Annotated in this window: 30 protein-coding genes; 7 read left to right on the top strand and 23 right to left on the bottom strand. The window is 43.9% G+C overall.

Annotated elements, in window-relative coordinates:
- Positions 1–271 precede the first annotated feature (271 nt).
- The 5 genes from BTW00_RS03620 (at position 272) to BTW00_RS03600 (ending at position 3,675) form a co-directional block, all read left to right on the top strand.
- The gene (locus BTW00_RS03620) at positions 272–469 is read left to right on the top strand and encodes a hypothetical protein (protein ID WP_075106277.1); all 198 of its coding nucleotides are present in this window, start codon (positions 272–274) and stop codon (positions 467–469) included.
- Positions 435–1,283, top strand: coding sequence for a hypothetical protein (locus BTW00_RS03615; protein ID WP_075106276.1), 849 nt, complete (start codon positions 435–437; stop codon positions 1,281–1,283). The genes BTW00_RS03620 and BTW00_RS03615 overlap by 35 nt, the downstream gene beginning before the upstream one ends.
- A 336-nt stretch (positions 1,284–1,619) precedes the next feature.
- Positions 1,620–1,898, top strand: coding sequence for a hypothetical protein (locus BTW00_RS14035; protein ID WP_075106275.1), 279 nt, complete (start codon positions 1,620–1,622; stop codon positions 1,896–1,898).
- Positions 1,899–2,337: 439 nt separating this feature from the next.
- Positions 2,338–3,228, top strand: a complete 891-nt coding sequence (locus BTW00_RS03605; protein ID WP_075106274.1) for a hypothetical protein — start codon at positions 2,338–2,340, stop codon at positions 3,226–3,228.
- Positions 3,229–3,675 carry a hypothetical protein gene (locus BTW00_RS03600; protein WP_075106273.1) on the top strand — a complete coding sequence of 149 codons (447 nt, stop codon included), beginning with the start codon at positions 3,229–3,231 and terminating at the stop codon, positions 3,673–3,675. It begins immediately after the preceding gene.
- Here BTW00_RS03600 and BTW00_RS03595 read toward each other — a convergent pair.
- The 23 genes from BTW00_RS03595 to BTW00_RS03485 form a co-directional block, all read right to left on the bottom strand.
- Positions 3,628–4,638, bottom strand: coding sequence for a contractile injection system protein, VgrG/Pvc8 family (locus tag BTW00_RS03595; protein WP_075106272.1), 1,011 nt, complete (start codon positions 4,636–4,638; stop codon positions 3,628–3,630). The two genes, BTW00_RS03600 and BTW00_RS03595, sit on opposite strands and share 48 nt — an antisense overlap.
- On the bottom strand, positions 4,635–5,060 hold the full coding sequence (locus tag BTW00_RS03590; RefSeq protein ID WP_075106271.1) for a phage tail protein: 426 nt from the start codon (positions 5,058–5,060) through the stop codon (positions 4,635–4,637). The genes BTW00_RS03595 and BTW00_RS03590 overlap by 4 nt, the downstream gene beginning before the upstream one ends.
- Before the next feature lie 9 nt (positions 5,061–5,069).
- Positions 5,070–7,562 carry a phage tail tape measure protein gene (locus BTW00_RS03585; RefSeq protein WP_075106270.1) on the bottom strand — a complete coding sequence of 831 codons (2,493 nt, stop codon included), beginning with the start codon at positions 7,560–7,562 and terminating at the stop codon, positions 5,070–5,072.
- A 79-nt stretch (positions 7,563–7,641) separates the two neighbouring features.
- The gene (locus BTW00_RS03580; protein WP_075106269.1) at positions 7,642–7,758 is read right to left on the bottom strand and encodes a GpE family phage tail protein; all 117 of its coding nucleotides are present in this window, start codon (positions 7,756–7,758) and stop codon (positions 7,642–7,644) included.
- Positions 7,759–7,766: 8 nt separating this feature from the next.
- Complete coding sequence (locus BTW00_RS03575) at positions 7,767–8,096, bottom strand: phage tail assembly protein (protein WP_075106268.1); 330 nt, start codon at positions 8,094–8,096, stop codon at positions 7,767–7,769.
- Between the two features lie 81 nt (positions 8,097–8,177).
- Complete coding sequence (locus BTW00_RS03570; protein ID WP_075106267.1) at positions 8,178–8,705, bottom strand: phage major tail tube protein; 528 nt, start codon at positions 8,703–8,705, stop codon at positions 8,178–8,180.
- Positions 8,706–8,743: 38 nt separating this feature from the next.
- Positions 8,744–9,343, bottom strand: a complete 600-nt coding sequence (locus BTW00_RS03565) for a phage tail sheath C-terminal domain-containing protein (RefSeq protein ID WP_075106266.1) — start codon at positions 9,341–9,343, stop codon at positions 8,744–8,746.
- A gap of 34 nt (positions 9,344–9,377) precedes the next feature.
- Positions 9,378–10,415, bottom strand: a complete 1,038-nt coding sequence (locus tag BTW00_RS03560; RefSeq protein ID WP_075106265.1) for a hypothetical protein — start codon at positions 10,413–10,415, stop codon at positions 9,378–9,380.
- A gap of 37 nt (positions 10,416–10,452) precedes the next feature.
- Positions 10,453–11,442 carry a phage tail protein gene (locus BTW00_RS03555; RefSeq protein ID WP_075106264.1) on the bottom strand — a complete coding sequence of 330 codons (990 nt, stop codon included), beginning with the start codon at positions 11,440–11,442 and terminating at the stop codon, positions 10,453–10,455.
- Between the two features lie 21 nt (positions 11,443–11,463).
- The gene (locus BTW00_RS03550; protein WP_075106263.1) at positions 11,464–11,994 is read right to left on the bottom strand and encodes a phage tail protein I; all 531 of its coding nucleotides are present in this window, start codon (positions 11,992–11,994) and stop codon (positions 11,464–11,466) included.
- Positions 11,987–12,877: a baseplate J/gp47 family protein gene (locus tag BTW00_RS03545; RefSeq protein WP_075106262.1), complete on the bottom strand. Its 891-nt coding sequence runs from the start codon at positions 12,875–12,877 to the stop codon at positions 11,987–11,989. Before BTW00_RS03545 ends, BTW00_RS03550 begins: the two co-directional genes overlap by 8 nt.
- Entirely contained in the window at positions 12,874–13,263 is a 390-nt protein-coding gene (locus tag BTW00_RS03540) for a GPW/gp25 family protein (protein ID WP_075106261.1), read from the bottom strand. The genes BTW00_RS03545 and BTW00_RS03540 overlap by 4 nt, the downstream gene beginning before the upstream one ends.
- Complete coding sequence (locus BTW00_RS03535; RefSeq protein WP_075106260.1) at positions 13,256–13,864, bottom strand: phage baseplate assembly protein V; 609 nt, start codon at positions 13,862–13,864, stop codon at positions 13,256–13,258. The genes BTW00_RS03540 and BTW00_RS03535 overlap by 8 nt, the downstream gene beginning before the upstream one ends.
- A gap of 84 nt (positions 13,865–13,948) precedes the next feature.
- Positions 13,949–14,392, bottom strand: coding sequence for a phage virion morphogenesis protein (locus tag BTW00_RS03530; protein WP_075106259.1), 444 nt, complete (start codon positions 14,390–14,392; stop codon positions 13,949–13,951).
- Between the two features lie 2 nt (positions 14,393–14,394).
- Positions 14,395–14,826, bottom strand: a complete 432-nt coding sequence (locus tag BTW00_RS03525; RefSeq protein ID WP_075106258.1) for a phage tail protein — start codon at positions 14,824–14,826, stop codon at positions 14,395–14,397.
- Positions 14,823–15,449: an N-acetylmuramidase family protein gene (locus BTW00_RS03520; RefSeq protein ID WP_218609002.1), complete on the bottom strand. Its 627-nt coding sequence runs from the start codon at positions 15,447–15,449 to the stop codon at positions 14,823–14,825. Before BTW00_RS03520 ends, BTW00_RS03525 begins: the two co-directional genes overlap by 4 nt.
- Complete coding sequence (locus tag BTW00_RS03515; RefSeq protein ID WP_075106257.1) at positions 15,446–15,757, bottom strand: hypothetical protein; 312 nt, start codon at positions 15,755–15,757, stop codon at positions 15,446–15,448. The genes BTW00_RS03520 and BTW00_RS03515 overlap by 4 nt, the downstream gene beginning before the upstream one ends.
- Positions 15,744–16,151, bottom strand: a complete 408-nt coding sequence (locus tag BTW00_RS03510) for a hypothetical protein (protein ID WP_075106256.1) — start codon at positions 16,149–16,151, stop codon at positions 15,744–15,746. The genes BTW00_RS03515 and BTW00_RS03510 overlap by 14 nt, the downstream gene beginning before the upstream one ends.
- Positions 16,142–16,348: a tail protein X gene (locus tag BTW00_RS03505; protein ID WP_075106255.1), complete on the bottom strand. Its 207-nt coding sequence runs from the start codon at positions 16,346–16,348 to the stop codon at positions 16,142–16,144. The genes BTW00_RS03510 and BTW00_RS03505 overlap by 10 nt, the downstream gene beginning before the upstream one ends.
- Entirely contained in the window at positions 16,348–16,800 is a 453-nt protein-coding gene (locus BTW00_RS03500) for a head completion/stabilization protein (RefSeq protein ID WP_075106254.1), read from the bottom strand. The genes BTW00_RS03505 and BTW00_RS03500 overlap by 1 nt, the downstream gene beginning before the upstream one ends.
- Before the next feature lie 209 nt (positions 16,801–17,009).
- Positions 17,010–17,774 carry a phage terminase small subunit gene (gene gpM / locus BTW00_RS03495; RefSeq protein ID WP_075106253.1) on the bottom strand — a complete coding sequence of 255 codons (765 nt, stop codon included), beginning with the start codon at positions 17,772–17,774 and terminating at the stop codon, positions 17,010–17,012.
- A gap of 57 nt (positions 17,775–17,831) precedes the next feature.
- Positions 17,832–18,851, bottom strand: coding sequence for a phage major capsid protein, P2 family (locus BTW00_RS03490; protein WP_075106252.1), 1,020 nt, complete (start codon positions 18,849–18,851; stop codon positions 17,832–17,834).
- A 54-nt stretch (positions 18,852–18,905) separates the two neighbouring features.
- Positions 18,906–19,742 carry a GPO family capsid scaffolding protein gene (locus tag BTW00_RS03485; protein ID WP_075106251.1) on the bottom strand — a complete coding sequence of 279 codons (837 nt, stop codon included), beginning with the start codon at positions 19,740–19,742 and terminating at the stop codon, positions 18,906–18,908.
- A 180-nt stretch (positions 19,743–19,922) separates the two neighbouring features.
- Between BTW00_RS03485 and BTW00_RS03480 the strand changes: the two genes are divergently transcribed.
- Positions 19,923–21,707 carry a terminase large subunit domain-containing protein gene (locus tag BTW00_RS03480; RefSeq protein ID WP_075106250.1) on the top strand — a complete coding sequence of 595 codons (1,785 nt, stop codon included), beginning with the start codon at positions 19,923–19,925 and terminating at the stop codon, positions 21,705–21,707.
- Positions 21,707–22,720, top strand: coding sequence for a phage portal protein (locus BTW00_RS03475; RefSeq protein ID WP_075106249.1), 1,014 nt, complete (start codon positions 21,707–21,709; stop codon positions 22,718–22,720). Before BTW00_RS03480 ends, BTW00_RS03475 begins: the two co-directional genes overlap by 1 nt.
- The last annotated feature ends 341 nt before the right edge of the window (positions 22,721–23,061 follow it).

Genomic DNA, 23,061 nt, shown 5'->3' with positions numbered 1-23,061 from the left:
GCTACAGACTATATGACATTATGGCTTGAGCACTTTTTGAAACATGCTACGTTGGTTACAGACTTTCCATTTGGATGGGGTGTCTATCGTGAAGCGGTTGATTGGGACTGACAAAAGTTAAATATTTATTGATGAAAGCGTGTCACGATGGTACGCTTTAGTAAATAATGGTCTACAACTGTAACTATTCGTCCAAACGAACATATTCTTGTGCTATCCTCATATGTGACAAAAGAAAATATTTAGTAAAATTAACTATTTAGAGTCCATCATGTATAAAAATGACAAGCAAGCAAATAAGAGTGATAAAAGTAATTCAGGTATACCTGAAAACTTTTTGCCGTCTTTTTTGTCTGAATTCAGTGACCGCTGGAAGCGTTTTGATAAAGAATTTGATGAGATGGATGAGCGAATAAAAGAGCGAAAGAAACTAAATGGCAAAGCAACAAACCACGAAATCGATTTATGATTTTATATATCTAGATATAGATAGAATTCATTCTTATTACGCTCAGCTTATGGATGGCGTTCCTAATCAGAAAACATCTTCTAGTCGTGAACAGAAAGATTTTACTTATAAAGTAACAGCTGGTCCTCGCGATATTTTGCATACGGAAGGTATAAAAGGAGATAGTAAAGAAGAGTCTCTTGACCAGTTGATGGATATGCACCATGTTTTACCACGAGATATGATCAACCTCCTTGATGAATACAATCTAATTTCTAAAAAACTAGCTGCCAATAATTTAGGTAGATTAGTCATGATTCAAGGATTAATCAATTTTGCGGATTTTGAAACGCTCGGTAAAAACTCCGATAATGCATTAGATGCTCATAGACAACTTAATCAGGAAGCTGGAGAAGAGTTTTCAGATGAAGAAGAGTCTAATATGAAGACCGTTTTTAATGTCATCAATGCATACCCAATTGGCGTTCAAGCAACTATGCAAGTGAACAGTGGTACAACACAACATGCTTGGATGGCGTTAGATAAAAAATACTTAACATCGGCTCATTTGGTGTCTGCGCTTAAACATAAAACTCTATCTTCGGAAGAGTTCGTAGTTCTAGGTATCTTAGATGCTATACCTGATAGATTCGTTAAAGAAGATGCGAAAGATTTAGAGAAGTTCAAGGATAATCTAGTTAAAGCAAACCCTTTCTTTCATGCTCTTTTTTCAATGAGTGATGCTTACAAGGAAATTATTGGAAGGCCTGATGATTTTTATGGAATAACTCCGATCTCCATTTTCAGGGTAATGAGAGCTAAAATAGAAAATTAAGAGTCATAATCCAGCCTCGCACTTAATCCCAGTGCTATAACCACTGCCTGACAAGCCATGACTGACATCAATGATCATTAATTGATGCTCGTTAATGCATGGTCTAATATGTATCATTGTATTAGGAATATCAGGACTGCTAACGTCAAATCAAAGCTCGCCACTTGGCGGGCTTTTTTATGTGGGCTTGCTTTTGATTGCTGTTGTCTTTTGTTATATTTTGTCAGAATTAACGGTCGAGTAAACAGAAGTTAAATATTCATTGCTGAAAGCGTGTCATAGTGATATGGTTTTGATATTCTGACACTAATAAGGCACAAGGAATCATAAACTAAAATGAAAGACTTTTTTCTGGATATATGGTGCGCAATTCAGCATTCCCTAATGTATTCGTTTCGAGGTGCAGCTGCGGCTTCAGTTGTACTTTTAATGACCGTTTTTATTGATTATATGATGCCTAGAGAGGTTGCTTTTCTTAATAATTATTATATCTCGTTAGAGCCGTACCATTTGGCCTTATATGCTATAGGTGGCATATATGCCTTGCAAATTTTCATCGTCACTTGGATAAAAGATTATAAACGTGAGTATCTGCCTCGTTGGTTACTAGGTTAACCTAGTTATTTCTAATAAACTTAAAGTCAAAGTGATGATGGAATTTGCTTTATGTGTATAGATATCAGATGAATCCATCACTTATGCTAAGCTCTTGTTCTATAGAGTTTGAACACTTTTCATAGTCATACACTCCAATAAGATATAGAAAGTCAATCTTGATCTTTCGCTTTTTATGTGCTTAGTTTGCTTGCCCAAAGTGTAGCAAGGTGGTACTATTTACATAATGCAATTAGCTCCTACCACTGATATCGTGTGGTGAGGTGCTATTGTTTGCATCTCATTGCGTAGTCAAATCAAATATTCTCTACATACATTTTTTCCTATTTATATAGTCAACTATTATTTTATAAATGTCCTTTAGGACGTTTTTTTGTATCTTATTTATCTAGAAAATTAATTAGTACTATATGAAATAGATAAAGAGTAAAGGTGAATTATGGCATCACGTCAGTTACAGACCAATGCAGATAAAATCAGTGATATTGCTGAAAATTTGGTTGTCAAATATCTTAATGCAGAACACAAAGGTATAATTGATCCAAACCACTTTGATTTTCGTGCTGCTAAGAAGAATATTGAACGTTTAATTGGCAAAATAGATACTCCTGAAGATGCTATTTTGTATAGCTCTGCTATGGGTATTTTGTATGCTGCTGAAGGTAAGTTTCCTCAAGCAAAAGTTGAATACAGTAAGGTGATAAAGTTAGCTCCTAAATTTGGAGATCACTTTTCAAATTACAATACGGTTTTGATAGGAACTGGTGATTTTGAAATAGCAAAAGCCGATTTAGAAGAATATTTTTCTAATGATGGAAAAGATTTTGAGCTTTTGCTAAATCTCTTCTATTGCTCTTGCTGGACTTTAGATTTTACAAGTTTCAAAAATTATTATGAAAGTGTGCGAGGTATGGATATATTACCTCTTGGCATCAAAGGTAGGCTTGAATTTCATTATCAAAATATTGAACAATGGGAAAAACTAGGAGCTGATTTATCTTCTATTGGTATTGATATAGATTTGTATTCAGAATTTTATAAATTACTGAATATTTTCCATGACAAATACCTTTATGGGGCTCTCCGGATGCATTTTGAGATTGATGACGATGAAGATCAATGTTTAATCATTGATGTATACGCTAACATTTCTAGTAGTGACGTATTAAATCTTACTAGTAAATTTGAAAGCTATATGGTTGAATATGCAGTAGCTAATGATAACCGTCAGTTATTAAGCAAATTTTTAGTATTTTTCAAAGATATTAAACTTTGTCAGGAAGAAGAATTTTCTGATATTTATTCAAGTTCAGATAGTTTGGTGGTTTAAATGCCAGTTAGTATAGATGATATCTACGAACAAAAAACCCAAATAGAAGCAAATAGCTTTAAACCTAAAGAAGCATATAACAGGCTACTCATTAGCCGTGGTTATTATGCTTCTTTTTCTTATGCTTGTGAAATAGTCAATAATAAGAAGCATGGCATTAATCTGATCAAGAAGGATAAGTATAGATCCTATGGTTCCCATGAATGCTACTATGAAAGTCTTATGCAATGTAATGATGACAGATTAACAGAAGTGGGTACTAAACTAAAAAAATACCATTCTCTTAGAAAGAAAGCTGATTACAAATTGAAAAAGCATGTTACTGATGCTGATCTAGATCTTGCAAATCAGTATCTAGAAGAATGTAAAGAGTTAATGGATGTTTTTGTAAATGGTAAATCAAACCCCAGCCTCACACTTAATACCAGTACTATAACCACTGCCTGATAGGTCATGTGTCACTTCTACGACCGTCCATTGATGTTGATCGATATAAGGTCTAAAACCTCTCACTGTCGCAGGGCTATCAGCAATAATATCAGGACGCGCTACTGCTAACGTCAAATCAAAGTTCGCCACTTGGCGGGCTTTTTTGTTGGCGCTCGCTTTTGCCTTGGATACTGCCTCTGATTTACTCTTAGCGGGTTTAGTCAGTACATGAGACTTGTCATTGGGTAGGGCGTCCATCGGTTTGGACTTACCGTCTTTGACGCTGATATGCTTAGTCTTACCAGTTTTATCATCATGATAGCTCGATGTCGTCTCGTCATAGTCGCTGGTACGATCGGCGCGACTGTAGCGATGACTGTCACCAGACTGACGAGTGATAGTGACTGTTCCCAATGCCGCCCCTGAAGGTGATCTTGCATTGGCAATCGGTTTGATAATCAGCCGTCCAGCCTTAATCGTACACATCAAATCATGGTCATCACAAAGCCTGGTCAATAGATTGATATCACTCTCACGGTGCTGATCGATATGATCGATCATTATTGCTGACACTGCATTATCAATGGCCAATATCAAGTCATGACGTTTGGCCACACTGGACGCTATTTCACCAAGCTTGTGCTGATGATAGCTGTCACTGCGTTTTACCTTCAATGATGACTTGAAATCGGCTGACTTGGCGCGGATCTGCAGCTGGTCAGGTGTGCCACTGTGCTCGGCTTGATCAATGGTAAATGTGCCTTTGTCTATCATATCGCCAGTATCAGGCATCGCAAGCCATAGCCTTATCGCATTGCCATTGGTAGGTAAGGGCAGTGCCGCATCATGATCAGATAGCGTCAGTGACAGCTCATCCGCTTCAGTACCCCGCTTGTCTGTCATCGACAGACTAATCAGACGCTTCTCAACCTGCGCTGTACGATCGATGCCTTCGATTGTTAGTTTGAATAGGTTAGTCATACGTCAGCCCGATCCTGGTCTAAGATGGCCACTTGCTCACGCTCGCTATCATCTGCCAGCTTGAGTGCTAAGCTAAAGCTAATTTTGCGAGCAGTACCATCTGATAATAAGTGTGATTGAGTCTCGCTGATGTCAGTGATATAGCACATGCCATAGTAGTAACCATTACCATTCATGAGCGCGTAGGTCTTACCCGTCGCTGCCATGTCTCGCAACTCATCTAATGATACGATGCCCTTCGTGATCTCTGGATAGAGCGTACCTGATAGCGATATGTCATCGTTATCTTGGCCGATATACTGCATATGCGGTCTGGTACCGACCGCGTTGCCGGTGCCAAAACGATAGCCAGACTTGCGCGATATTTCATCAAATGCGGCGCTGGTGGTTTCAAATACAAACAATCCTAAACTGGCTAACATAATGAATCCTTAATCAATATCAGATAAGCGGCTACGCTGACGTGCCATTTGATTGCGTTGCTCACCAGCTAATACGCGCTGGACTTCACGCGCTACTGCTTGCGGATCGGTTGCGCCATGAATATTTATAGTGATATTGCCACTGCTCATACCGCCCATCATCGCCATACTAGACTGACCACGAGGCGGCAAAATAGATTTTCGGCTGTCGATACTGATAGGTGCATAATCATTGATTTGGCCAGTGATAGATTTGGTGGCACTGACGGGGATGCCAGCATTGGATAATATGCCACGTCCCAAGCCTTGCATCATATAACCGCCATAGCTGTCAAAAACTCGGCTAGGGCTGTGAATATCCATCCCTTTTGAACCCGTAAATGCACCCTTGATACGTCCAACGATATTGCTGATTGAATTGATAACCGCTTGCGCCCTGCCTAAGATGCCGTTTTTTAGCCCTTCGAGCATATTGGCGCCGTACTGCCTGAAGGTCGCACCCAGACCAGCCAAGTAACCCCAAACGGCAGAAAACGCTGCTGTAAAGGCGCTGACTGGACTAAAATTCGATATAAAGGATCTAAGCGCCTGAATACCCGTATTGAATATGGCTTTGATGCGCTCCCATAGCGCCGCAAACATCGGGCCTAGCGTGTCCCAGTTCTTATAAATGGTGAAAGCCAGTACTGCTAATGCGAGGCACAGTGCCAAAATAGGATTTGCCATTAGCGTGAGCGTCAATGCTCTGACCGCGCCACCAATCATACCAAACGCCTTGGCCAATAATCCTAACGGTGTCAGTGTCGTTGGTAATCCCATCGTGATCAGTGACGCACGTAGTAATGCCATAGGGCCTAAAATGGTTAGCATGATCGCACCCAGACCACCAATGACGACTGCACCAATGGCTAACGTGGCGAACATTGTCCCTAGTACTGACATTAGCTGTGGATGAGCATTGGCGAACGCGGTCAAACGTTGGGTCATCGCCGTAATAGACTGAATAAACTCACGTAGCGCACCGCCGTTGGCATCAAAAATAGAGGTTCTAAGGGCATCAATGGCCGACGTCATCGCTTTGAAGTCACCTGTTGTATTGTCGCCCATCGTTTTTGACAATCCAGCGGCTTCTCCTTGAGCGTTTTGCAAGTCAGTGATTAATGTTTGTAACTTGCCATTGCCAGCTTCAGCAACTAAGACAGCTAAAGCGCCACCGGCTTCTTCTCCCGCAATGCCCTTGAACAATTCTGATTGTTCTGCATTACCCAAATTTTTACTTTTATCGTGAATCTCTTTTAATATATCTGGCATTTGGCGCAAGTTGCCATTTGCATCAGAGGTCTTAATACCTAGTCTATCAAGTGCCTCAATTGTCGCTTTTGGGCCTGCTGCCATTCTTGACATAATAGCTCGCATCGCTGTACCGGCCATACTCGCCTGTATACCTGCATCGCCCAACTTACCAGCCATTGCTGCTGATTGTTCTAGTGATACACCTAGTAGCGCCGCGCCTGGTGCGGCGTACTTCATGGTTTCGCCAAGCATTTCGATATTCGTATTAGAGCGGGTAAAAGTACCTGCCAATACATCGCCAAGCTTACTCATTTTAGAGGGGTCGATCTTCATGCCTGAAAGAATATTTGACGCGATATCAGCTGTTCGGTCTAACTCCATGCCACCAGCTAAGGCAAGATCAAGCATCCCGGGCATGGCAGCTCTTACAGATTCAGGGGTAAAACCAGCCATCGCTAAGAACGTCTGTCCAGCCGCGGCATCGGCTGATGTAAAGCTGGTAGACGCTCCTAGCTCTTTGGCTTGTGCAACCAGTGCTTGATACTGTGGACTGTTTTTATCTAGACGGGTGACCGCCTGAACTTTACTCAAGTTCTGTTCCAACTCAATACCGGGCTGAATGAACCGTGCACCGGCATAGGTTGCTGCTGCACCGCCTACGGCCAGTCCCACAGCCTTATTACGCATATCACCCATTTGCTGTGATTGACGTTCAAGCTGTCGAACCTCGTTCATCCGCCGGCGCTGCTCTGCCAGCTGCTGATTGGTGCGCTCGATATTACGCGCAAGCTCACGCTCATGATCAGATAGATTATTGGTGCTAATACCTGCATCTGATAAACGACCGCGTAACTGCTGTAAATGCTGCCGTTGACTATCAAGGCGAGTATTCAAGCGCTGTGACTCACGCCCTGCAGCCTCAAATTGACGTACCAAGGCGGCGCTAGGATTGGCCGTATCGCGCATTTGCTGCTCTAACTGCTGTAGTCGGGCACGGCTACGAACAGCAGCCTCTGAGGTATCAGCTAGCGCTTGTTTCTGTTGTCTGAAGCTATTGATCAAGCCTTGCTGTGACTGAAGTTTACGCGCTGCTTGTGCTGTCTCACCAAACTGACGACCTAAGCGATCGGCTTGGCTACTGAGTGAGCGCATGGGTGCAGTCATGCGGTCGATAAGTTCTATCTGTGCTCGAAAGCTTAGGTCTGCCATGTATTTGCGCCCACTTTATGGTTGATATCAATGATGCTGATGTTGTCCTGGTTCCCTCATTCGTGAGGGAACCAAGTTATCATTCATCAGGGTTATTACGGATACGCGCTCGTTCGCGCCAATCAGCAAGCTCTTCGATCGTCATGTGATACATCGCGTCTGGTGTCCAGCCGAACACCAAGGCGATGTCTGCCATGCAGTCTTCTACGCGGTTGGGATAGCTGCGGTTTCGGCTTGCAACTGATGTTTCGCTTTGGTAAAAAAACCTGCAATAGTTAACCCCACATCCATCAAATCAGCGGCATCCATGTTTTTGACTTCATGCTCATGGATGACAGGGTTGCTGATGCGTGGGAGTACTACGGCTAGGGCATCGACTTTGGCCATTGAAATATCAATGAGTGACTGGCCACGCAAATCGCCACCCATCGGACGACGCAGGGTAAATTCTTTAATCTCTTTTTGCTTGTCGCCAGTACCGCGAATGATAGGGTAGTCTAGTTCGATAGTCGGCATCTCTACGTTGTTGCTCATGGTGTATCCTTAATTAGTCGTTTTAATAGGTTTTTTAATCAAATAGGTGTCTGGTTTGGCCACTTAATTTGTATGATCAGTCTAGACGGTGGTAAACATTCCCATGGCTTCACGGATCTCTTTCAGTCGGTCTTCACCATTAACGATACACTTCATCGCCATTGCATCAATTTCAATGATGTCTTCACCGTCTACGACCAGCTTGTAATACGCCAGTGAATACTTGAATGACTCTTCTGTGTCGTCGCCTAACTTAGCAGTACCAGGGTCAATCTCTTCTAAGCGACCACGGCAATAGATATCGACCGCTGACACACTGCAGTCATCATCACGCTGATAAGCACCTGAATACGACAAGACGACCTTATCAATACCAGCACGCGCAAAGTCGCGGTACAAGTCAGCTTCATGACCACCGCATTTGATGGTCATCTCCATCGCTTCTTGGCCCAAATCTACCTTGACCGGCATATCCATACCACCAGCGCGATACTCTTCGAGCACGCGAGTCAGTTTGGGCAGCTCAATCTCTGGGATCTGACCTTGATAGCGCTTTTGGTTACCAAGGCCTTTGTAGGCCATGAAGTTCTTTAATTTACGAGGTAACATAGGGGTTCCTTTTTAGTAATAGGGTCGTCAGGTAGCTATTAGGCCGCTGCTGCTACCAAGTCGGCAAAGTTGACCAGGTATGTATCTGTGATCGTCTGATTCAGGTTAAGGTTTTCTAGGTTAGGCACTGGGGTAAAGTCATAATCAAGATACAGCTTGCCTTGCATCAAAAGCGTTTCGCTGTTTAGCTCGGTGTTGTACCAGCATTTTGCACCGATTAAATAGCCGAAATTAACCATCTCCTGCAGTTTGGTATTGATGGCACGAATGATGTCACGCACAGTCGTTGGTGAGAGCGGTTGATCAATGAACTGAAAGCAGCCATTGATAATAGTATCGAGCAAAAACTGTGAGGTACGCACGACCGGCTCAAACATATACTCAGGCTGATCAGAGCAAGTATGACTGCCCCAGAATCTAAAGCCGTTGTGTTGAATGAGACTGGTCACATCATTGGCATTTAGGTAGCCGACTTCAGTATCAGGATCTTCTAGATCCCAGGTACGCGGATATTTGATACCACTAACAGTATCGATGGCGATATTGGACAGCGACTTGACGAAGCTATACTGATGCGTCTTATCGAGTCGAGCGCGTAGAGCTGCGGCCACGGCGATGATTGGGGTTACTTGGGTCATGGTTTTTCCTTTCTAAGATTAATTAACTAAATTTTTATTGATATGCCCAAAAAGCCAGTCCGCATGAAATGACAGTCTGATCACTATTAAACATCGCAGCCACCAAGTCATTTGGTCGTTCTGCCGTAACAGAAAAATCTATTTTTGTAGCTAAAGATCTATCAAAAGACATTTGCGCAAAGCTGACCAAAGGAGACTCTGGGTCAGCACCACTATAGATGGCGGAACTTCCACCTGGACAGTAAAAAGGTGTTGAGGTGAGCTCAGTATCAAGCGATGTCGCTATAAGCTTTTGACCTGAGGTGCCTTTTATTGAATTTACAAATCTTTCAATCACCTGCGTTGGAGTGTCCACACCAACCTGAGCTTCGTAATCTATCCATTCCCCATTATTGACTCGATAGCGTGCGTGCACAGCAGTAATGCCACTAAAACTAGGTTGGTAGTCTGGTGCAAAGTCAGCTGAGGTCGGGGTGCAAACTATGGGATTAAAGTCACCATCAGAACCATCAGACGGTTCAGCCTTTCCCGGCTCACCAAAAGCCCCTTCAATCAGCATCAACTCACGAGCCGCAAACGTATCGCGATAAGCGGCAATATCTTCTTTCACTGTAATCAACGTACCGTCTTCAGCTCGCGGTGAGGCATATACAAACGCTCGGCGTTTTTTGGCGATCTCAATCAGCTTACGTGTCATATCTGGGGTATCAATTTCAGGCGCGATCAAAATCTTTGGCGTAACGCCAAGGCGAGATTGGCAGCTCAATAGCATATCTACTGTCGTCAGATCGACCGGCTCAGATACTCGCAGAACAACAACAGTCGTATTCTGGATAGATTTAATCGTGCGTAAGCATTGATGCAATAACTGGTCATCGCTACCTGCGTTAGTAACATCAGTCGTGGTAATGCCGGTCAGTAGTACCGGCGTATCAAGAGGATAAGCGGTGTCATCAGCGTCAGCGCTAGTACTGATGAGTGCTATCGTGCTTGTACTGACGGACTTGATAATTGGCGTGATATTACTGGTCTCAGTAGCAGTGACGCCGTGATGGTAAGTAGTTAATGCCATGGTCTAGATCCTTTTTTTGTCCAAAATAAATAATGTTTTAAGCAGTACGTAACCACTTGCCGACGACTTTTGATGGCTGAATGTTGTTGTGCGCTTCACCGCCACCTACAGCGTTAGTCTTGATATTTGCAGCGCTGGAACTGGTGTTCTGAGTACCAGCGCGAGTACCACCATCAATACTGCCACTATGCATATCAACGGTATGCTCATGATTTGGAATCTGTGCAAGCGTCAGAGTTTCCTCATTTTCACCAAACTCATTACCGATAGTTTTATAGTCGCTAGGATCACTTGCTTTTTTAGATAGTCCGACAAGGGTTCTGCCCTCAGCAAATCGTTCCCACGTACCATAGCCGTGATGGGTAGCCACCGCAGCCGCATCCAGATGATTGATAGTTGTCTGGTAAATATCGCCAACTTTATATGGCTGTAAATCTAAAAGTCCCGCGATGCCTTCCTGTATCTCGTCTATACGATCTGAAAGTAATTGAAACTGAGTAGCCATAAGCTCATCCTGTAATTGATTGATAATATCGTGTAGTTCACTCACTAAAGATTTCAAAGCAAAACGGTCAGTAACCCAATCGCGAGTAGCGATGACCACATTGCCATCCATTTCAATGACAACAGTCGCAAGGTTGTCTGCAGTAATCGTAAATATAAGCTCCATGTCACCGCCAGCGCCTTCAGTGAGCGTTGGGCGATAACCACCGTGAAAGTTACCCACGTAGACAAGCTTGCCGCTACTATCGGTAATCCCAACTTCATGCAGGTTAAAGCCACCTACATTGGACGGGACAACTGCAGATACTTCAGCCGTCGTGTCATTGACGATCTTGATAGAGGTTACGGCTACTTTTGCTCTTTGATGTACCAGGCTGGTCTCTGTTAAACGTGAATCAGGTAGATATGGCTGATCATTAGCATCACCTAATACCACATCCGTTAAGGCAAGTTGTGAACCAGCTTGGGCATTGGCAATAAATGACTTGCCATAGTCAGTGAGTAATACATAGTAGTTAGCCATTATTGTTACCTAAATAGTTACCTAAGCGTTTGGAGTTGATAGATAAGTGACATTGCCAGTCCGACAAGCGCCGGCAACATAAAATTGCGAGCCATTGACCACACTGGCATCAATAGAGAACTGATCACGGGCAGATTTAACACTGTCCAGCGCGGTATAGATCTCTTGTTGCTGTTGGACGCTCACGCGACCGCTCGTAATTTTGACTGTAAAGGTATAAGGCGTGCCTTTTGGATATAGCTCATGCCATGCAAGCAAACTGTGACCTATTCCTAGGTTTTCCATCGCTTGCGTCAGTGTGTTTTTAGTACCGCGCTGCGCGTTAAAAGCTCTTGCGCCTTTTACTACGCCACGCTTTTTTGCTTCTGTCCATTGACCGTCCCAATATTCGACACGGCGTGACCAAGCAAGCCACGGTAAAAAAGCTTCAGGGCAGCTATCAGCATCAATCAAACGAGCAAAAGTAACAGGTAACGCATCAATACGCTGAGTTTGAGTATCAAGCGCTTGCTCAAGCTTGGTGCTATTTTTCGGTAGTAGCCCATTAGACATCGCGGTACTCCACAGCACTGATAATCACATCGGTGCAGTCAGCATACTTGCCATCTGGTAAGCTAATATCATGTACGGGTTGTAAGAGGTTGACGCGCTGGACGCCTGGTTGGTGCAATGCGTGATATAGACCAGATAACGTGACGTCATAGCCCAAGTAGCGCACCTGCTCGATATATTTATCAAGTGCTGCGCGTGCCGCATTGATAACGACATCTTTATCGGGCCCTGGATAAAGCGTCAGCTCTGCTTGCACCATCCAAATTTCTGGCTGACCAGCGGCGATACGTACGCTATCGGTAAAAGGCCGGCGCTCATCCGTATCAACGGCCAGTCTTACTTGTTCACGTAGTGCATCGCTAGCGATCGCATCATTATGGCTTTGAACATAGACCGTCACGCGACCAGGGGAGGCAGTGACAACACTCGCATCACGAACATCACCATCAGCAGACAGTGCCCAAAATAGATAAGCGCCTTTACTACCTGCAGAGGCTCGTTCAGGTTCTAATTGGACACGGCGACGTAAGGCCGTGTCAGATTCCATGACATCAGGGATCGGTGGGACAGCATTGGGATTGCCAGGCTTGACCAATAGACGAGTCACACCAACGCCAGCGGCAAGATGATCAAGCGTTGTGCCAGTGGTATAAGCAAGCAGCATTGATTTGGCTGTTTGGTTGATATGATTGGTCTTAGACATCAGACGATAAGCAAACAGCTCAAGGATCTTGGTCAATGGCTCGCTTTCAAGCGTTAAAGCAGCGGCAAGCTGTGGATCTTTGGCTGTCAATTCAGCTTTAAGATCGGCAAGCTCTGCTTCAAAGTCTAAGGGCGTTAAAATATCAGGGGCAGGTAGGCCAGATAAATCAATACGACTCATAGCGCACCGCCTAATGACAGATAAGTACGTTCAATCTTTTTGCTAATCACATAACGATATTCAATCATCAAACTGGCTACGCCTTGTGAGGCACTATCGTTAGTCATCAGTTCAATGCGAGTTGGTGTGACACGAGTTTCCCAGCGCATCAGCGCATGAATGACGGAGGCACGAAGCTGCATAATGAAATAGGCATTAATAGGTGCGTCAATTAAGAACGGTAGCAATGAGCCGTAATCGCGGCGCATGACACGACTACCGATAGGCGTCATCAATATATCGCGGACGCTTTGTAAGATATGGTTGGTTTGGTCAATACGCTGACCAGTACTGCGTGACATGCCTTTGACATTGATCACAGTGACGTTGTTATCTTGATTAAGCATTAACGCCCCCAGTAGTGTCTGAGCCAGACTTAACGTTTTTATGACCGTGGTCTAAATACGGTTGGTCATTAATAACTAACTTTCCGTTTTGATTGATGGTTTTACCGTTCAAGGTATAAGACTGGCAACCAATAGAATAGGACTCGCAATTAACATCAAAGTTATTACAATCAAAAGAAATATCGCTAGCAGATATTTGCACGCGGCTGGAAACGAGCGTAGTAGTGGAATCATCAGGTAAAGTAACCCCTAGGTTATGCGTCGCGTGGTTATAGATAAATGTCGCGCCATCGTCACAATGGATCTCAAACGTATCAGCATTGGCAGACGGCATGGGCTGATCATCATAATCAAACGATGTCGTTACCAGTCCAGTCGACAGCTCACCAGTCTCGCTAATAACTAAGACTTGCTCACCAACACACGGTGGATTCCAGATTTTGACCTTACCGATGCGAGCTGCTGAAAACTTTAGCCAGTCGGTCTCTAGCCCATCTATCTGCACCCGGCAACGAGCATTAGCATGATCAACGTCTGTGACAATGCCTCGATTGATAAAACTTTGGAGCCGGCGCTCGTTTTCGATAGGGGATGTATTCATGACGTTATCGTCACTCATTGCGATTTTTGATACAAAACAAAAAAGCGTGGATTGAGTAAATACACGCAAAAAAGAGCAGGGCATCTAGTCAGCGGTTAATAACTCGCGTAGTACTCGAATAATGATATGTCTGTCAGCACGAGAGATACCGACCAGCTCACGTTTGGGGTAGGGGAATTTCTTAGAACTATCAGGGCGGACAGTACTGCGTTGGCCCTCGTGATGGATGCGTGCGATCTTAGCGGCGCTGCCTTTAAAACCAATTTGGGCATAGCGACTGGTTGCGTTAAATTTAAGATGGCGTGCCTTGGTCAGCTCACGAAACATGGGGTTGTTAGAAGCTTTCAACGGATCTACAAAATCGCTACCATCGGGATCAGTTTGTGAGCGAATACGCTCTCGATTGACCGCTCGCATTTCCATAGCTAGGGTACGATTGACTTTTTTTAACTGCTTATTATCTAGCTGACTCGCTATTGCGGTCGCCCATTCAGGTAATGCAGTGGCTAGTTCAGTTAAGTCACTCATGATTATAGATTTGGATTATGTAAAGGTGTTGGCGGGTGTAGGATTGGACGTGGACAAGTATTAAACACGTAATGCCCACTGTCATCAGTAGATACCTGGACAATCTCTTCTACTTTAATAGTAAAGACTACCGTGGTTGTGTAGTTGCTCAATATATAGGATTCAAATTCAATCGGTGATGGACCATTTGGGGGGACTGGATCTTGATTCTCTTGATACCATGCCAAAATAGCGACAATGACTAAATTGGCGTCAATGCTCTCAGGGAACTCATCAACCTCGACTAGCAATTGATAGTGTTGACGGTGGCTCAATGATTGACCAGTCCATTTCAGTGAGCCCTTTTCCACGCTAATGATTAACCGGTCAGGGTTCTGGGCAAAGAACTCGACTTTATCAGTTAAAAATTGGCGTAGGCTGTCATCAAATATCATGCGGCAAGCTCTCTATCCCAGTATTTCTTGCGATCGCGCATTTTAGTATCGTACTGGTTCTTTTTATAACCAGGCCCATTGTATACCTCAGCAAATAATGCCCAATCACCAGTGCGAATGGCATTTAATAAGCGAGGATCAGTTTCTATAAATCTGACAAAAGCTTCTAATTGTTCAGGCTCGCCTTTGGATAGCGTTAGCACAAAATCAACAGCTGACTTATAGCCCAGTCGTTCCCAATGAAAGCCCATAATCTGAAACATGCCCCAACTTGCTGACTCTAAGCCTAGGTCTTTATCAATGCGACGTGCTTTCTTTAGACGGTCGTGCTCAGCAGTACCGCCACTATAACCACCAGTACGAGTATTGACCACATCGGGGCTAGTACGAACATGATCAAGCGCTTTGTCACGGCCAAACTTTTTGTCTAGCAATCGATACATGATATGGCGTTCAAACAGTATTTTAATACGCCATTGATTGTCATCTTTGTCGAATAAGAACCCAGCACCGTGTGACTCTACGTCACTAACAGAACGTATAGAAGACTCATCACAACGTAAACGGCGAGCAGCGACTTTATAATCACAGTCAATCAGTGTCATCGGTTGGGTAGTGCTCATACAAGATTATCCTTTTTTGATTGATTAATAGCGCTAATGAACACGCCATAACGTGCCCAAAAGGCTCTTAATTTAAAATAAGTAGTAGCGGTTGCAGCAGCAGCAAGCATACGAAATATTGGTAGGGCCCACACACCGTCCCGACCAGTGGTCTCATCAAATGCCAAGCCGACGCAGCTCAGCGCGAAAAATAAAATAGTGAGCGTAACCAGTGAGCCAAGCTCGCGATGATATTTAATGATTGTCATAGCACAAACGATGGCAATGACAATGATAGATAAAGTCGATAACGTCTCAAGAATGATCATGATTGTCCGCCTCGTTGGCTGGTTTATCTTTGAATAAAAAGGGGAAAAAGTGACGCAAAGCAGACATTAGAAGGGGCCGTACATTGTCATTCACAAAGTCATAAAATGTGACAAACAATTCTCGTCCGACCATGCCATAAATGATTGCGTAGCCAGTGGCATAGTTACCACCTGTTAATAATTTTGCAGTAATTTCTGATAGCATCACTGCAAGCAATACACCCGCAGTCGCATTTTGAGATCGCATCCAAAATGGCTCGGCGCGGATCAACAAGAGACGGATGCAAGCGCCACCAGCAGCGGCCCATATAACAGGCAAAGTAATCAACAACCATTGCAGATGGTTACTCATAACATCATCGATCGTTAATACCTGAATTTGAGTTACGTCCATAATTGAATGACCTGCTTTTGTGTACGTTCGGGCGCGTCTGGCAATTGGATATCAACACCGGTAGGCAATACAAGATCGTAACCAACAAGATGCGGATTGAGATCCATAACTTGTTCAGTAACGCCGCCAGTGAAGCTGAAATAGCGTAAGCAGATCAAATCTACTGTGTCGCCTTGCAATGTCGATACAATACGCATCAGATAAGCTCAATGGTTGAATGCGGCTCATCTTTGATATCAGCAATTGCATTGCGTGCATTGCGATAGCACGTATCGATTTGCGGTGTGAGCTCTTGAGTACGGGCAGTAGCATCTTTGCCTGTGTCATAGTCACGATAGTGTTCAGTCAGTTGTGCCTTTGCTAAGTTATAGACGGCCTTTTTGAAGCTAAAACACTTGTCTGTATCATTAGTCAGGTCGTAATCTTCTAAAGTAAGAGAGCCGTGCTGGTGTAGCGCATTGGCCGTCCAAGCTTTTAACTCACGACAGACGCTATTTGCAGAATCAGTCAACGCATATTTCATTCGCGCTGGTGTTACTGTGCCGTCAAGCTTCATGGCGTCAGCGAAGTCTTTGACAGAGATATCAGGCATAAATGCAGGAGTAATTACTATGTTATCTACGACTGGATTGACAGCACTAAAACCCATAACAACTCCATATAAATAAAATAGGGGAATACTAGGAATGATTTGTCTCATCATCCAGATGGTTGTCGCTTTGGTAAGCCGTCACCTCACCAACTAGCCTTACATCTCTTTTAGTATTCGTTTGACGATTAAAAATAGGTTGAGGCGGTGGTCATATCAGTCATATGCAGTATCAACTGAATGCGTCAATGAGCCGCCTCGGCTCGCGGCTACGAGTTGTTGTCGCCTAGTAGTTCAGGCGAATCTGGTTGATTGGGTTGTTCTGGCCGTTCTAGCTGTTCAGGTTGTGGGGCAACAGGTTCTAATTGAGTCTCGGGCTGTGCATCTTTGAGCTGTTTTTCAAGACGTTTGATAGAACCTTTTACACCACTATTTTCGTCAAACTTCAGCGCATTTTGAAAGTTATCTAATGCAAATACTGGATTGATAGCCTCAGTCAATTCACCGACTTGGCGTGATAGCTTTGCGCGTACCTGGTCAGGCATGTCTGCATCAGCGGTGATAGTGGATGCGCGTAGTACTTGAGCGATTTGCTCATCATCAATTTCATTGCTGGTTGCTAATTTCTTAGCAGTATCAGCAATCTCTTCAGCGACGACAGTAGCGAGCGTACGTTGATGCGCGTCTGGCATTTTCAAATCATGCTTCATCGCGTATTCAGCGATATCAAGCGCACGCCAAAAACGGCCAATATCGATATGCCATAACATCAAGGTCGTCAAGAGATTATCTTGATCACCTTTACCGGCTGTTAAAGTTGCGTTGATCCATTCGTCATAATGACCGACCAAATCGCGCTTCAGCTCAATTTTGGCTTGGATAGACTGCTTAGATTTCAATGCTTGCTTATCTTCACGCAATTTTAGTTGCAACATGCGATAGGCTTGATTAGGTCCCGCAGTGATATTGGTTACTTCTTTTTGTGATAGAGCCTTCTGGCGGTGTCGAGCCGCTGGGGTTGTTTTATCTGTCATGATTTCATCCTTCATTGAGTCTTTTGGCTACATTAGATTGCGAAACTGCTGTACAGGTTAGACCAGTACAACGTTTTCGATTAAGCAACCGGCTTTGTAGTCTTCAACAACATAAGCTTCGTTGTCTGACTCGTAGAATGCGACACGATCATACTCAGGCTCATCTTTATGATGGCGACGGCGGCTTTCATCTTGATAGTAGATAGACAAGTTGTCTAATGGAGTAATCAGGATGGCATCAGCTGGGAAGTTCGGAGGGGTAGACTCAATTTGCACGCCACCGACCTTATCGAGCATTAATAGGCTGTTTACTGCGATGACTTCGCTTGGCGTGTTGTTGTCGTTGACCATATTAAAGTCACGCGAATCATGCAGATCTCGACCTAAGATGACACGTAACGCACTGTCATCACGGACGATAGGATCAATCAACTGATTACGGCAATCTTTGACCAGGGCATCAAGGTTTTTGTAGTGTTCAGCACTAGCACCAACAGAAACTTGACCTGTACCGACTTCTGATTCTGTCATGACTGATTCAGGTGCTTTGGTACGCCATTTCTCTAACCAGCCAATATTCACATCTTGCAATAGTGGGTTTGCTTCGATATCAGTATCGGCGGCGACTTCGGTGCCATTAAAGCCAATCGTAATGCGATCAAGACCTTGCTGCTTGACGACTGCATCGCGGATTTTCTCTTGGAACTCAGGGACACGGGCCCAAGCGTCAAGCTTGCTATAGTTGATCGCTGTGTCAAAGTTAGTTTGTTCACAGACGTAAGTATAAATAAGACCAACTTCGCCAACGTTTTTAGGGTCGCGGCGTTTACCCGCTTTAGTATTAGTACGGCTTGCGATACCACCGCTGATACCTAGACCAAGTGCCTCACCTTTTTGATCAGTTACAGGGATGATATTAATCTTTTTCAAGAACTCGCTAGATTCTTGGATTCGCACTTCAACTTTTTGTTGGACTGATGGCACGACAGTATATTGATCAGTCGCATTGGGTACACCGTTCAGCTGTGCTTGATTTGCCAAATAGCCGTTAAACTGTTGACGGGTAATAGTTTTCATATAGTGATGTCCTAATGTGTGTAGTAGTCAGTTAAGTATTGCTATTAGGTAGTATTAGCAGTCAGATTTGACGTAATCAGATGAGCCGGTTGCAGCTGGACGCTGGGTGTAATTATCTTCAGGCGTATTATCAAGATTGTCTTGCACGCTCTTCAAAGACGTTTCAACTTCGTTTTGCTTTTCAGCAAAATCAGATACCGTGGTGTTCAAATGCCCAACAGAGGCGTTAATCGTGTCAATAGAACTTGCCATTGTTTGCAGGACATCTTGGAAGATTTTGATGGTTGCCGGCAGTTCAGCAAAAGCTTGTGCGGTGGCCAGCTCTTTGTCTTTATCTGTTTTAGGTGTGATAGGTGCGGCAAACATATCTTTGACGGTTGCAAAGACTGATTTTGGCTCTTCTTTATATTCCCAAGCGCTTTCGGCAGTGGAAATGTAGGTGTCAGGGTTTTGTTTGCGAGCAGATAAAGGGCTATCGTCGGGGTTCTGTTGGCAAAACTTCATATAGCTAGTGCCAAGTGAGGCAGGACTATCGGTACAAGCTAAACCAACCATATAAGCTTCTTTGGTATCAGCAAATTCTGGATAGAACTCAATAGAGAAATAAACTTTTTGCTTCGACTTGGCGAGCGCGATCAGTTCAGGCGTTGGATCAACTTCTGCTAATAGATATAAATGATCATCAACTTCTTCAGTCGATAGCGATATCACATCGCCATAACAGCGAAAGTCAGAGTTTGGGAACATTGCACGGTAATGTTCTAAATTCACCCGTGCACCGTATACTTCTGGATTATAGCCGGCGGCCATTTGAGTAATGTGGTCACGAGTGATTTCACGGCCGTCTGTAGTTTGGCCAGCTCGTGCAACTCGAAAAGTCTTGGTAGTCATAGACGGTCCATGATGTAAATAATGAGAGTTTAGGGGTCGTAATTTCAAAGCTTTACTTTGACCTATTGCGACAGGCAAAAACAAAACAAAAAAGCGTGGATTGAGCAAATACACGCAAAACAAGCATGATATAGAGAGGCTGATAAACCAAAGTAGCGTCATACCCTTATGAGCTGCGTTATGTCTGCCCTTATCACCCTACCGACTGGCGAAAATCCAAAAACTGTTGCCCGTGGTCTCTATTGGCAAGGTTGGAGTATCAGCGCGATTAGCGAGATGGTCAGTACGCCGCGCACGACCGTAGATGGTTGGAAAAAATCAGACGGCTGGGATGAGGCAAAACCTTTAGATCGAGTAGAGTCCACGCTCGAAGCGCGTTTGGTTCAGCTGATTAACAAGGACGATAAGACTGGTAAAGACTTCAAAGAGATTGATCTGCTTGGTCGTCAAGTAGAGAGAATGGCCAAGATCCATAAATATAAAGAGTCTGGCAAACAGTCGGATCTCAATCCCAACCTATCCAACCGTGGGCGCAAAGCAGGACAAAAAAACCCTTCAAACGTCATTCAGATTGATGACATCGATAAATTCAAAGATTCATTTCGTGACTGTCTATTCGACTACCAAAAAGTCTGGTACAGCGCAGGTCTCACTAATCGTATCCGTAACCTATTAAAGTCACGCCAAATTGGCGCAACTTGGTACTTTGCGCGTGAAGCTTTTCTTGATGCAATTGAGACTGGCCGTAATCAAATATTTTTATCCGCATCCAAGGCTCAGGCGCGAGTATTCCGCGAATACATCATTGCATGGGCGATGGAAACTGCAGGGATAGAACTGACCGGTGATCCGATCACGTTAAATATAGAAGGGTCCGAAAAAGACTACAGCGCGACCTTATATTTCTTAGGCACCAATAGCCGCACTGCACAGTCGTATCACGGCAATGTCTACATGGACGAATATTTTTGGATTCATAAGTTTATTGAATTTAGGAAAGTTGCATCAGGTATGGCTATGCACAAAAAATGGCGTCAAACATACATATCGACACCATCATCCAAGCAACATCAAGCATATAAGTTTTGGACTGGCCAACTATATAACCGTGGCCGTAAAGGTGACGATCGCATCGAAATAGATGTGACGCCGCATAATCTGAAAAATGGCAAAGTCTGCGGTGACAAGCAGTGGCGTCAAATCGTCAATGTGTATGACGCGATGAAAGGCGGTTGTGATCTATTTGATATTGATGACTTGCGGATGGAATACAGCGAGGACGAGTTTAATAACTTGCTCATGTGTGAATTTATTGATGACACGTTGTCCGCCTTCAGTGTCAGCGAACTACAGTCATGCATGGTCGATACGTTAGAGATATGGGATGACTGGAAGCCTTACACACCAAGGCCACTTGGTAATCAGCCAGTATGGCTTGGCTATGATCCGTCATTGAGCCGTGATAGCGCTGGACTTGTGATATTAGCAGCACCAACCACACCAAATGGCATGATACGCGGCATAGAGCGTTTGCAGTTTAAAAACCCAGACTTTGAAGCACAGGCAAACGTCATCAGAGAGATGACAGAAAAATATAACGTTGAATATATAGCGATTGATGTGACCGGTCTTGGCATTGGTGTTTATCAGTCAGTGATTAAGTTCTACCCGCAAGCCGTCAAACTACACTATAGCCCAGAGCTCAAACAGCAGTTTGTTCTTAAGACTAAAGACGTTATCAAGAAGGGCCGTTTATCCTTTGATCACGAATGGACAGATGTAGTAGGGGCTTTCACATCGATCCATAAAACAATTACCAATAGCGAAAGGGCGGTGACTTACAAGGCCGATCGCAATGAAGATACTGGCCATGCTGACTTAGCGTGGGCACTTATGCATGCACTACATAGAGAACCTTTGGCAATTGCTCAAGGTGATGACGAATCAGCACTGGAGATATATTAATGAATGAAACTGAAAACCTTGATGCAGTAGATATGCCTGGTATGGAGGCTTTCACGTTTGGCGATCCAATACCAGTGATGGAGCAGTGGCAAAGTCTTTACTGGGGTGAATGTCATAATCATCAACTATGGTATGCGCCGCCATATGATCCAGATGCTTTGTCTAAGACAATGAGAGCATCGCCACATCATAGTAGTGCTATCTTTGTTAAGCGCAATATTTTGGCCAGTACTTTTATACCGCATCCTTTACTATCACATCGCGATTTCAGTAAGCTTGCACTAGATCATTTGACGTTTGGCAACGCATACGTTGAGCGAGTACAGTCACGATCCAAAAAAACTATGAAGCTAAACGTGCCACTAGGTAAGTACATGCGTGTGGGTACTGATGGTAAAAGCTACTATTTTGCCACGCATAGCTGGGCCGAACCCCATAAGTACAAAGCAGAAAATATCTGTCATATTATAGAGCCTGATGTTAATCAAGAAGTTTATGGTGCACCTGAATATTTGTCCGCATTGAATGCAGCATGGCTTGATGAGTCAGCGACGTTATTCAGACGTAAGTACTACTTGAATGGTAGTCATGCGGGGTACATCTTATACATCAATGATCCAGCAACAAACAAAGAAGACATCGATGCAATCCGTAAAGCTTTGAAAGATAGCAAAGGCCCTGGTAACTTTCGTAACCTATTCATGTATTCGCCCAACGGTAAAAAGGACGGAATCCAAATCTTACCGATCAGTGAAGTCAGTGCCAATGATGACTTCTTTAAAATCAAAGAAGCGAGTCGAATAGATATTGCAGCTGCTCATCGAGTACCACCTCAACTGATGGGGGCGTCACCAACCAATGCGGCGGGCTTTGGTGACCTAATCAAAGCGGCCAGAGTTTTCGCAGTCAATGAGCTTATGCCTTTACAACAGACCATGCTACAGATTAATGATTGGCTAGGTGAAGAAGTCATCAGATTCAAAGACTACTCGCTACTCAAAGATGAAGATTAAATAACCAATTTTAAGATCAATATATCCGCTCTAAATCGAGCGGATTTTTCTGGCTTTCAAAAAACGCAATCGAAGCCCCGCCTCGCCCACGATAAAAAAACATGGTTTTCGACGACCATGACGATCCTGGCGGTGGCTTTAGCGTAACTAGGGGCAGGGCAGATAATTAGATGTTTTAAATGACGAGATATGACGAATATTTACACTCAATCCCACGCTAAAATATCTGGGATGTAGAAGTTAAGGCGCTGTACGTGAATAAATACAAGGTTTGCGGGTGATAGGTCAGTTCTGTGCAATCCCACGGTCTGTCCCATCGTGGGATTAGACTCAAATTGCAG

Origin of the sequence: Psychrobacter sp. C 20.9, from assembly GCF_001921765.1 — a bacterium.
In the GTDB taxonomy this organism is placed as follows: Bacteria; Pseudomonadota; Gammaproteobacteria; order Pseudomonadales; family Moraxellaceae; genus Psychrobacter; species Psychrobacter piscatorii_B.
This window is presented reverse-complemented; position numbering and strand designations above follow the sequence as displayed.

Coding starts and splice junctions, on each gene's coding strand:
- BTW00_RS03580 (WP_075106269.1), bottom strand. CDS start 7,758: ATGGCAGACATCGCCTTGGTGTTCGGCTGGACACCAGACGCGATGTAT.
- BTW00_RS03555 (WP_075106264.1), bottom strand. CDS start 11,442: ATGGCTAACTACTATGTATTACTCACTGACTATGGCAAGTCATTTATT.
- BTW00_RS03605 (WP_075106274.1), top strand. CDS start 2,338: ATGGCATCACGTCAGTTACAGACCAATGCAGATAAAATCAGTGATATT.
- BTW00_RS03565 (WP_075106266.1), bottom strand. CDS start 9,343: ATGACCCAAGTAACCCCAATCATCGCCGTGGCCGCAGCTCTACGCGCT.
- BTW00_RS03500 (WP_075106254.1), bottom strand. CDS start 16,800: ATGGGTTTTAGTGCTGTCAATCCAGTCGTAGATAACATAGTAATTACT.
- BTW00_RS03615 (WP_075106276.1), top strand. CDS start 435: ATGGCAAAGCAACAAACCACGAAATCGATTTATGATTTTATATATCTA.
- BTW00_RS03595 (WP_075106272.1), bottom strand. CDS start 4,638: ATGACTAACCTATTCAAACTAACAATCGAAGGCATCGATCGTACAGCG.
- BTW00_RS03530 (WP_075106259.1), bottom strand. CDS start 14,392: ATGAGTGACTTAACTGAACTAGCCACTGCATTACCTGAATGGGCGACC.
- BTW00_RS03475 (WP_075106249.1), top strand. CDS start 21,707: ATGAATGAAACTGAAAACCTTGATGCAGTAGATATGCCTGGTATGGAG.
- BTW00_RS03545 (WP_075106262.1), bottom strand. CDS start 12,877: ATGAGTCGTATTGATTTATCTGGCCTACCTGCCCCTGATATTTTAACG.
- gpM (WP_075106253.1), bottom strand. CDS start 17,774: ATGACAGATAAAACAACCCCAGCGGCTCGACACCGCCAGAAGGCTCTA.
- BTW00_RS03590 (WP_075106271.1), bottom strand. CDS start 5,060: ATGTTAGCCAGTTTAGGATTGTTTGTATTTGAAACCACCAGCGCCGCA.
- BTW00_RS03560 (WP_075106265.1), bottom strand. CDS start 10,415: ATGGCATTAACTACTTACCATCACGGCGTCACTGCTACTGAGACCAGT.
- BTW00_RS03485 (WP_075106251.1), bottom strand. CDS start 19,742: ATGACTACCAAGACTTTTCGAGTTGCACGAGCTGGCCAAACTACAGAC.
- BTW00_RS03525 (WP_075106258.1), bottom strand. CDS start 14,826: ATGATATTTGATGACAGCCTACGCCAATTTTTAACTGATAAAGTCGAG.
- BTW00_RS14035 (WP_075106275.1), top strand. CDS start 1,620: ATGAAAGACTTTTTTCTGGATATATGGTGCGCAATTCAGCATTCCCTA.
- BTW00_RS03600 (WP_075106273.1), top strand. CDS start 3,229: ATGCCAGTTAGTATAGATGATATCTACGAACAAAAAACCCAAATAGAA.
- BTW00_RS03480 (WP_075106250.1), top strand. CDS start 19,923: ATGTCTGCCCTTATCACCCTACCGACTGGCGAAAATCCAAAAACTGTT.
- BTW00_RS03540 (WP_075106261.1), bottom strand. CDS start 13,263: ATGCTTAATCAAGATAACAACGTCACTGTGATCAATGTCAAAGGCATG.
- BTW00_RS03585 (WP_075106270.1), bottom strand. CDS start 7,562: ATGGCAGACCTAAGCTTTCGAGCACAGATAGAACTTATCGACCGCATG.
- BTW00_RS03490 (WP_075106252.1), bottom strand. CDS start 18,851: ATGAAAACTATTACCCGTCAACAGTTTAACGGCTATTTGGCAAATCAA.
- BTW00_RS03510 (WP_075106256.1), bottom strand. CDS start 16,151: ATGGACGTAACTCAAATTCAGGTATTAACGATCGATGATGTTATGAGT.
- BTW00_RS03570 (WP_075106267.1), bottom strand. CDS start 8,705: ATGTTACCTCGTAAATTAAAGAACTTCATGGCCTACAAAGGCCTTGGT.
- BTW00_RS03520 (WP_218609002.1), bottom strand. CDS start 15,449: ATGAGCACTACCCAACCGATGACACTGATTGACTGTGATTATAAAGTC.
- BTW00_RS03535 (WP_075106260.1), bottom strand. CDS start 13,864: ATGAATACATCCCCTATCGAAAACGAGCGCCGGCTCCAAAGTTTTATC.
- BTW00_RS03620 (WP_075106277.1), top strand. CDS start 272: ATGTATAAAAATGACAAGCAAGCAAATAAGAGTGATAAAAGTAATTCA.
- BTW00_RS03575 (WP_075106268.1), bottom strand. CDS start 8,096: ATGAGCAACAACGTAGAGATGCCGACTATCGAACTAGACTACCCTATC.
- BTW00_RS03515 (WP_075106257.1), bottom strand. CDS start 15,757: ATGATCATTCTTGAGACGTTATCGACTTTATCTATCATTGTCATTGCC.
- BTW00_RS03505 (WP_075106255.1), bottom strand. CDS start 16,348: ATGCGTATTGTATCGACATTGCAAGGCGACACAGTAGATTTGATCTGC.
- BTW00_RS03550 (WP_075106263.1), bottom strand. CDS start 11,994: ATGTCTAATGGGCTACTACCGAAAAATAGCACCAAGCTTGAGCAAGCG.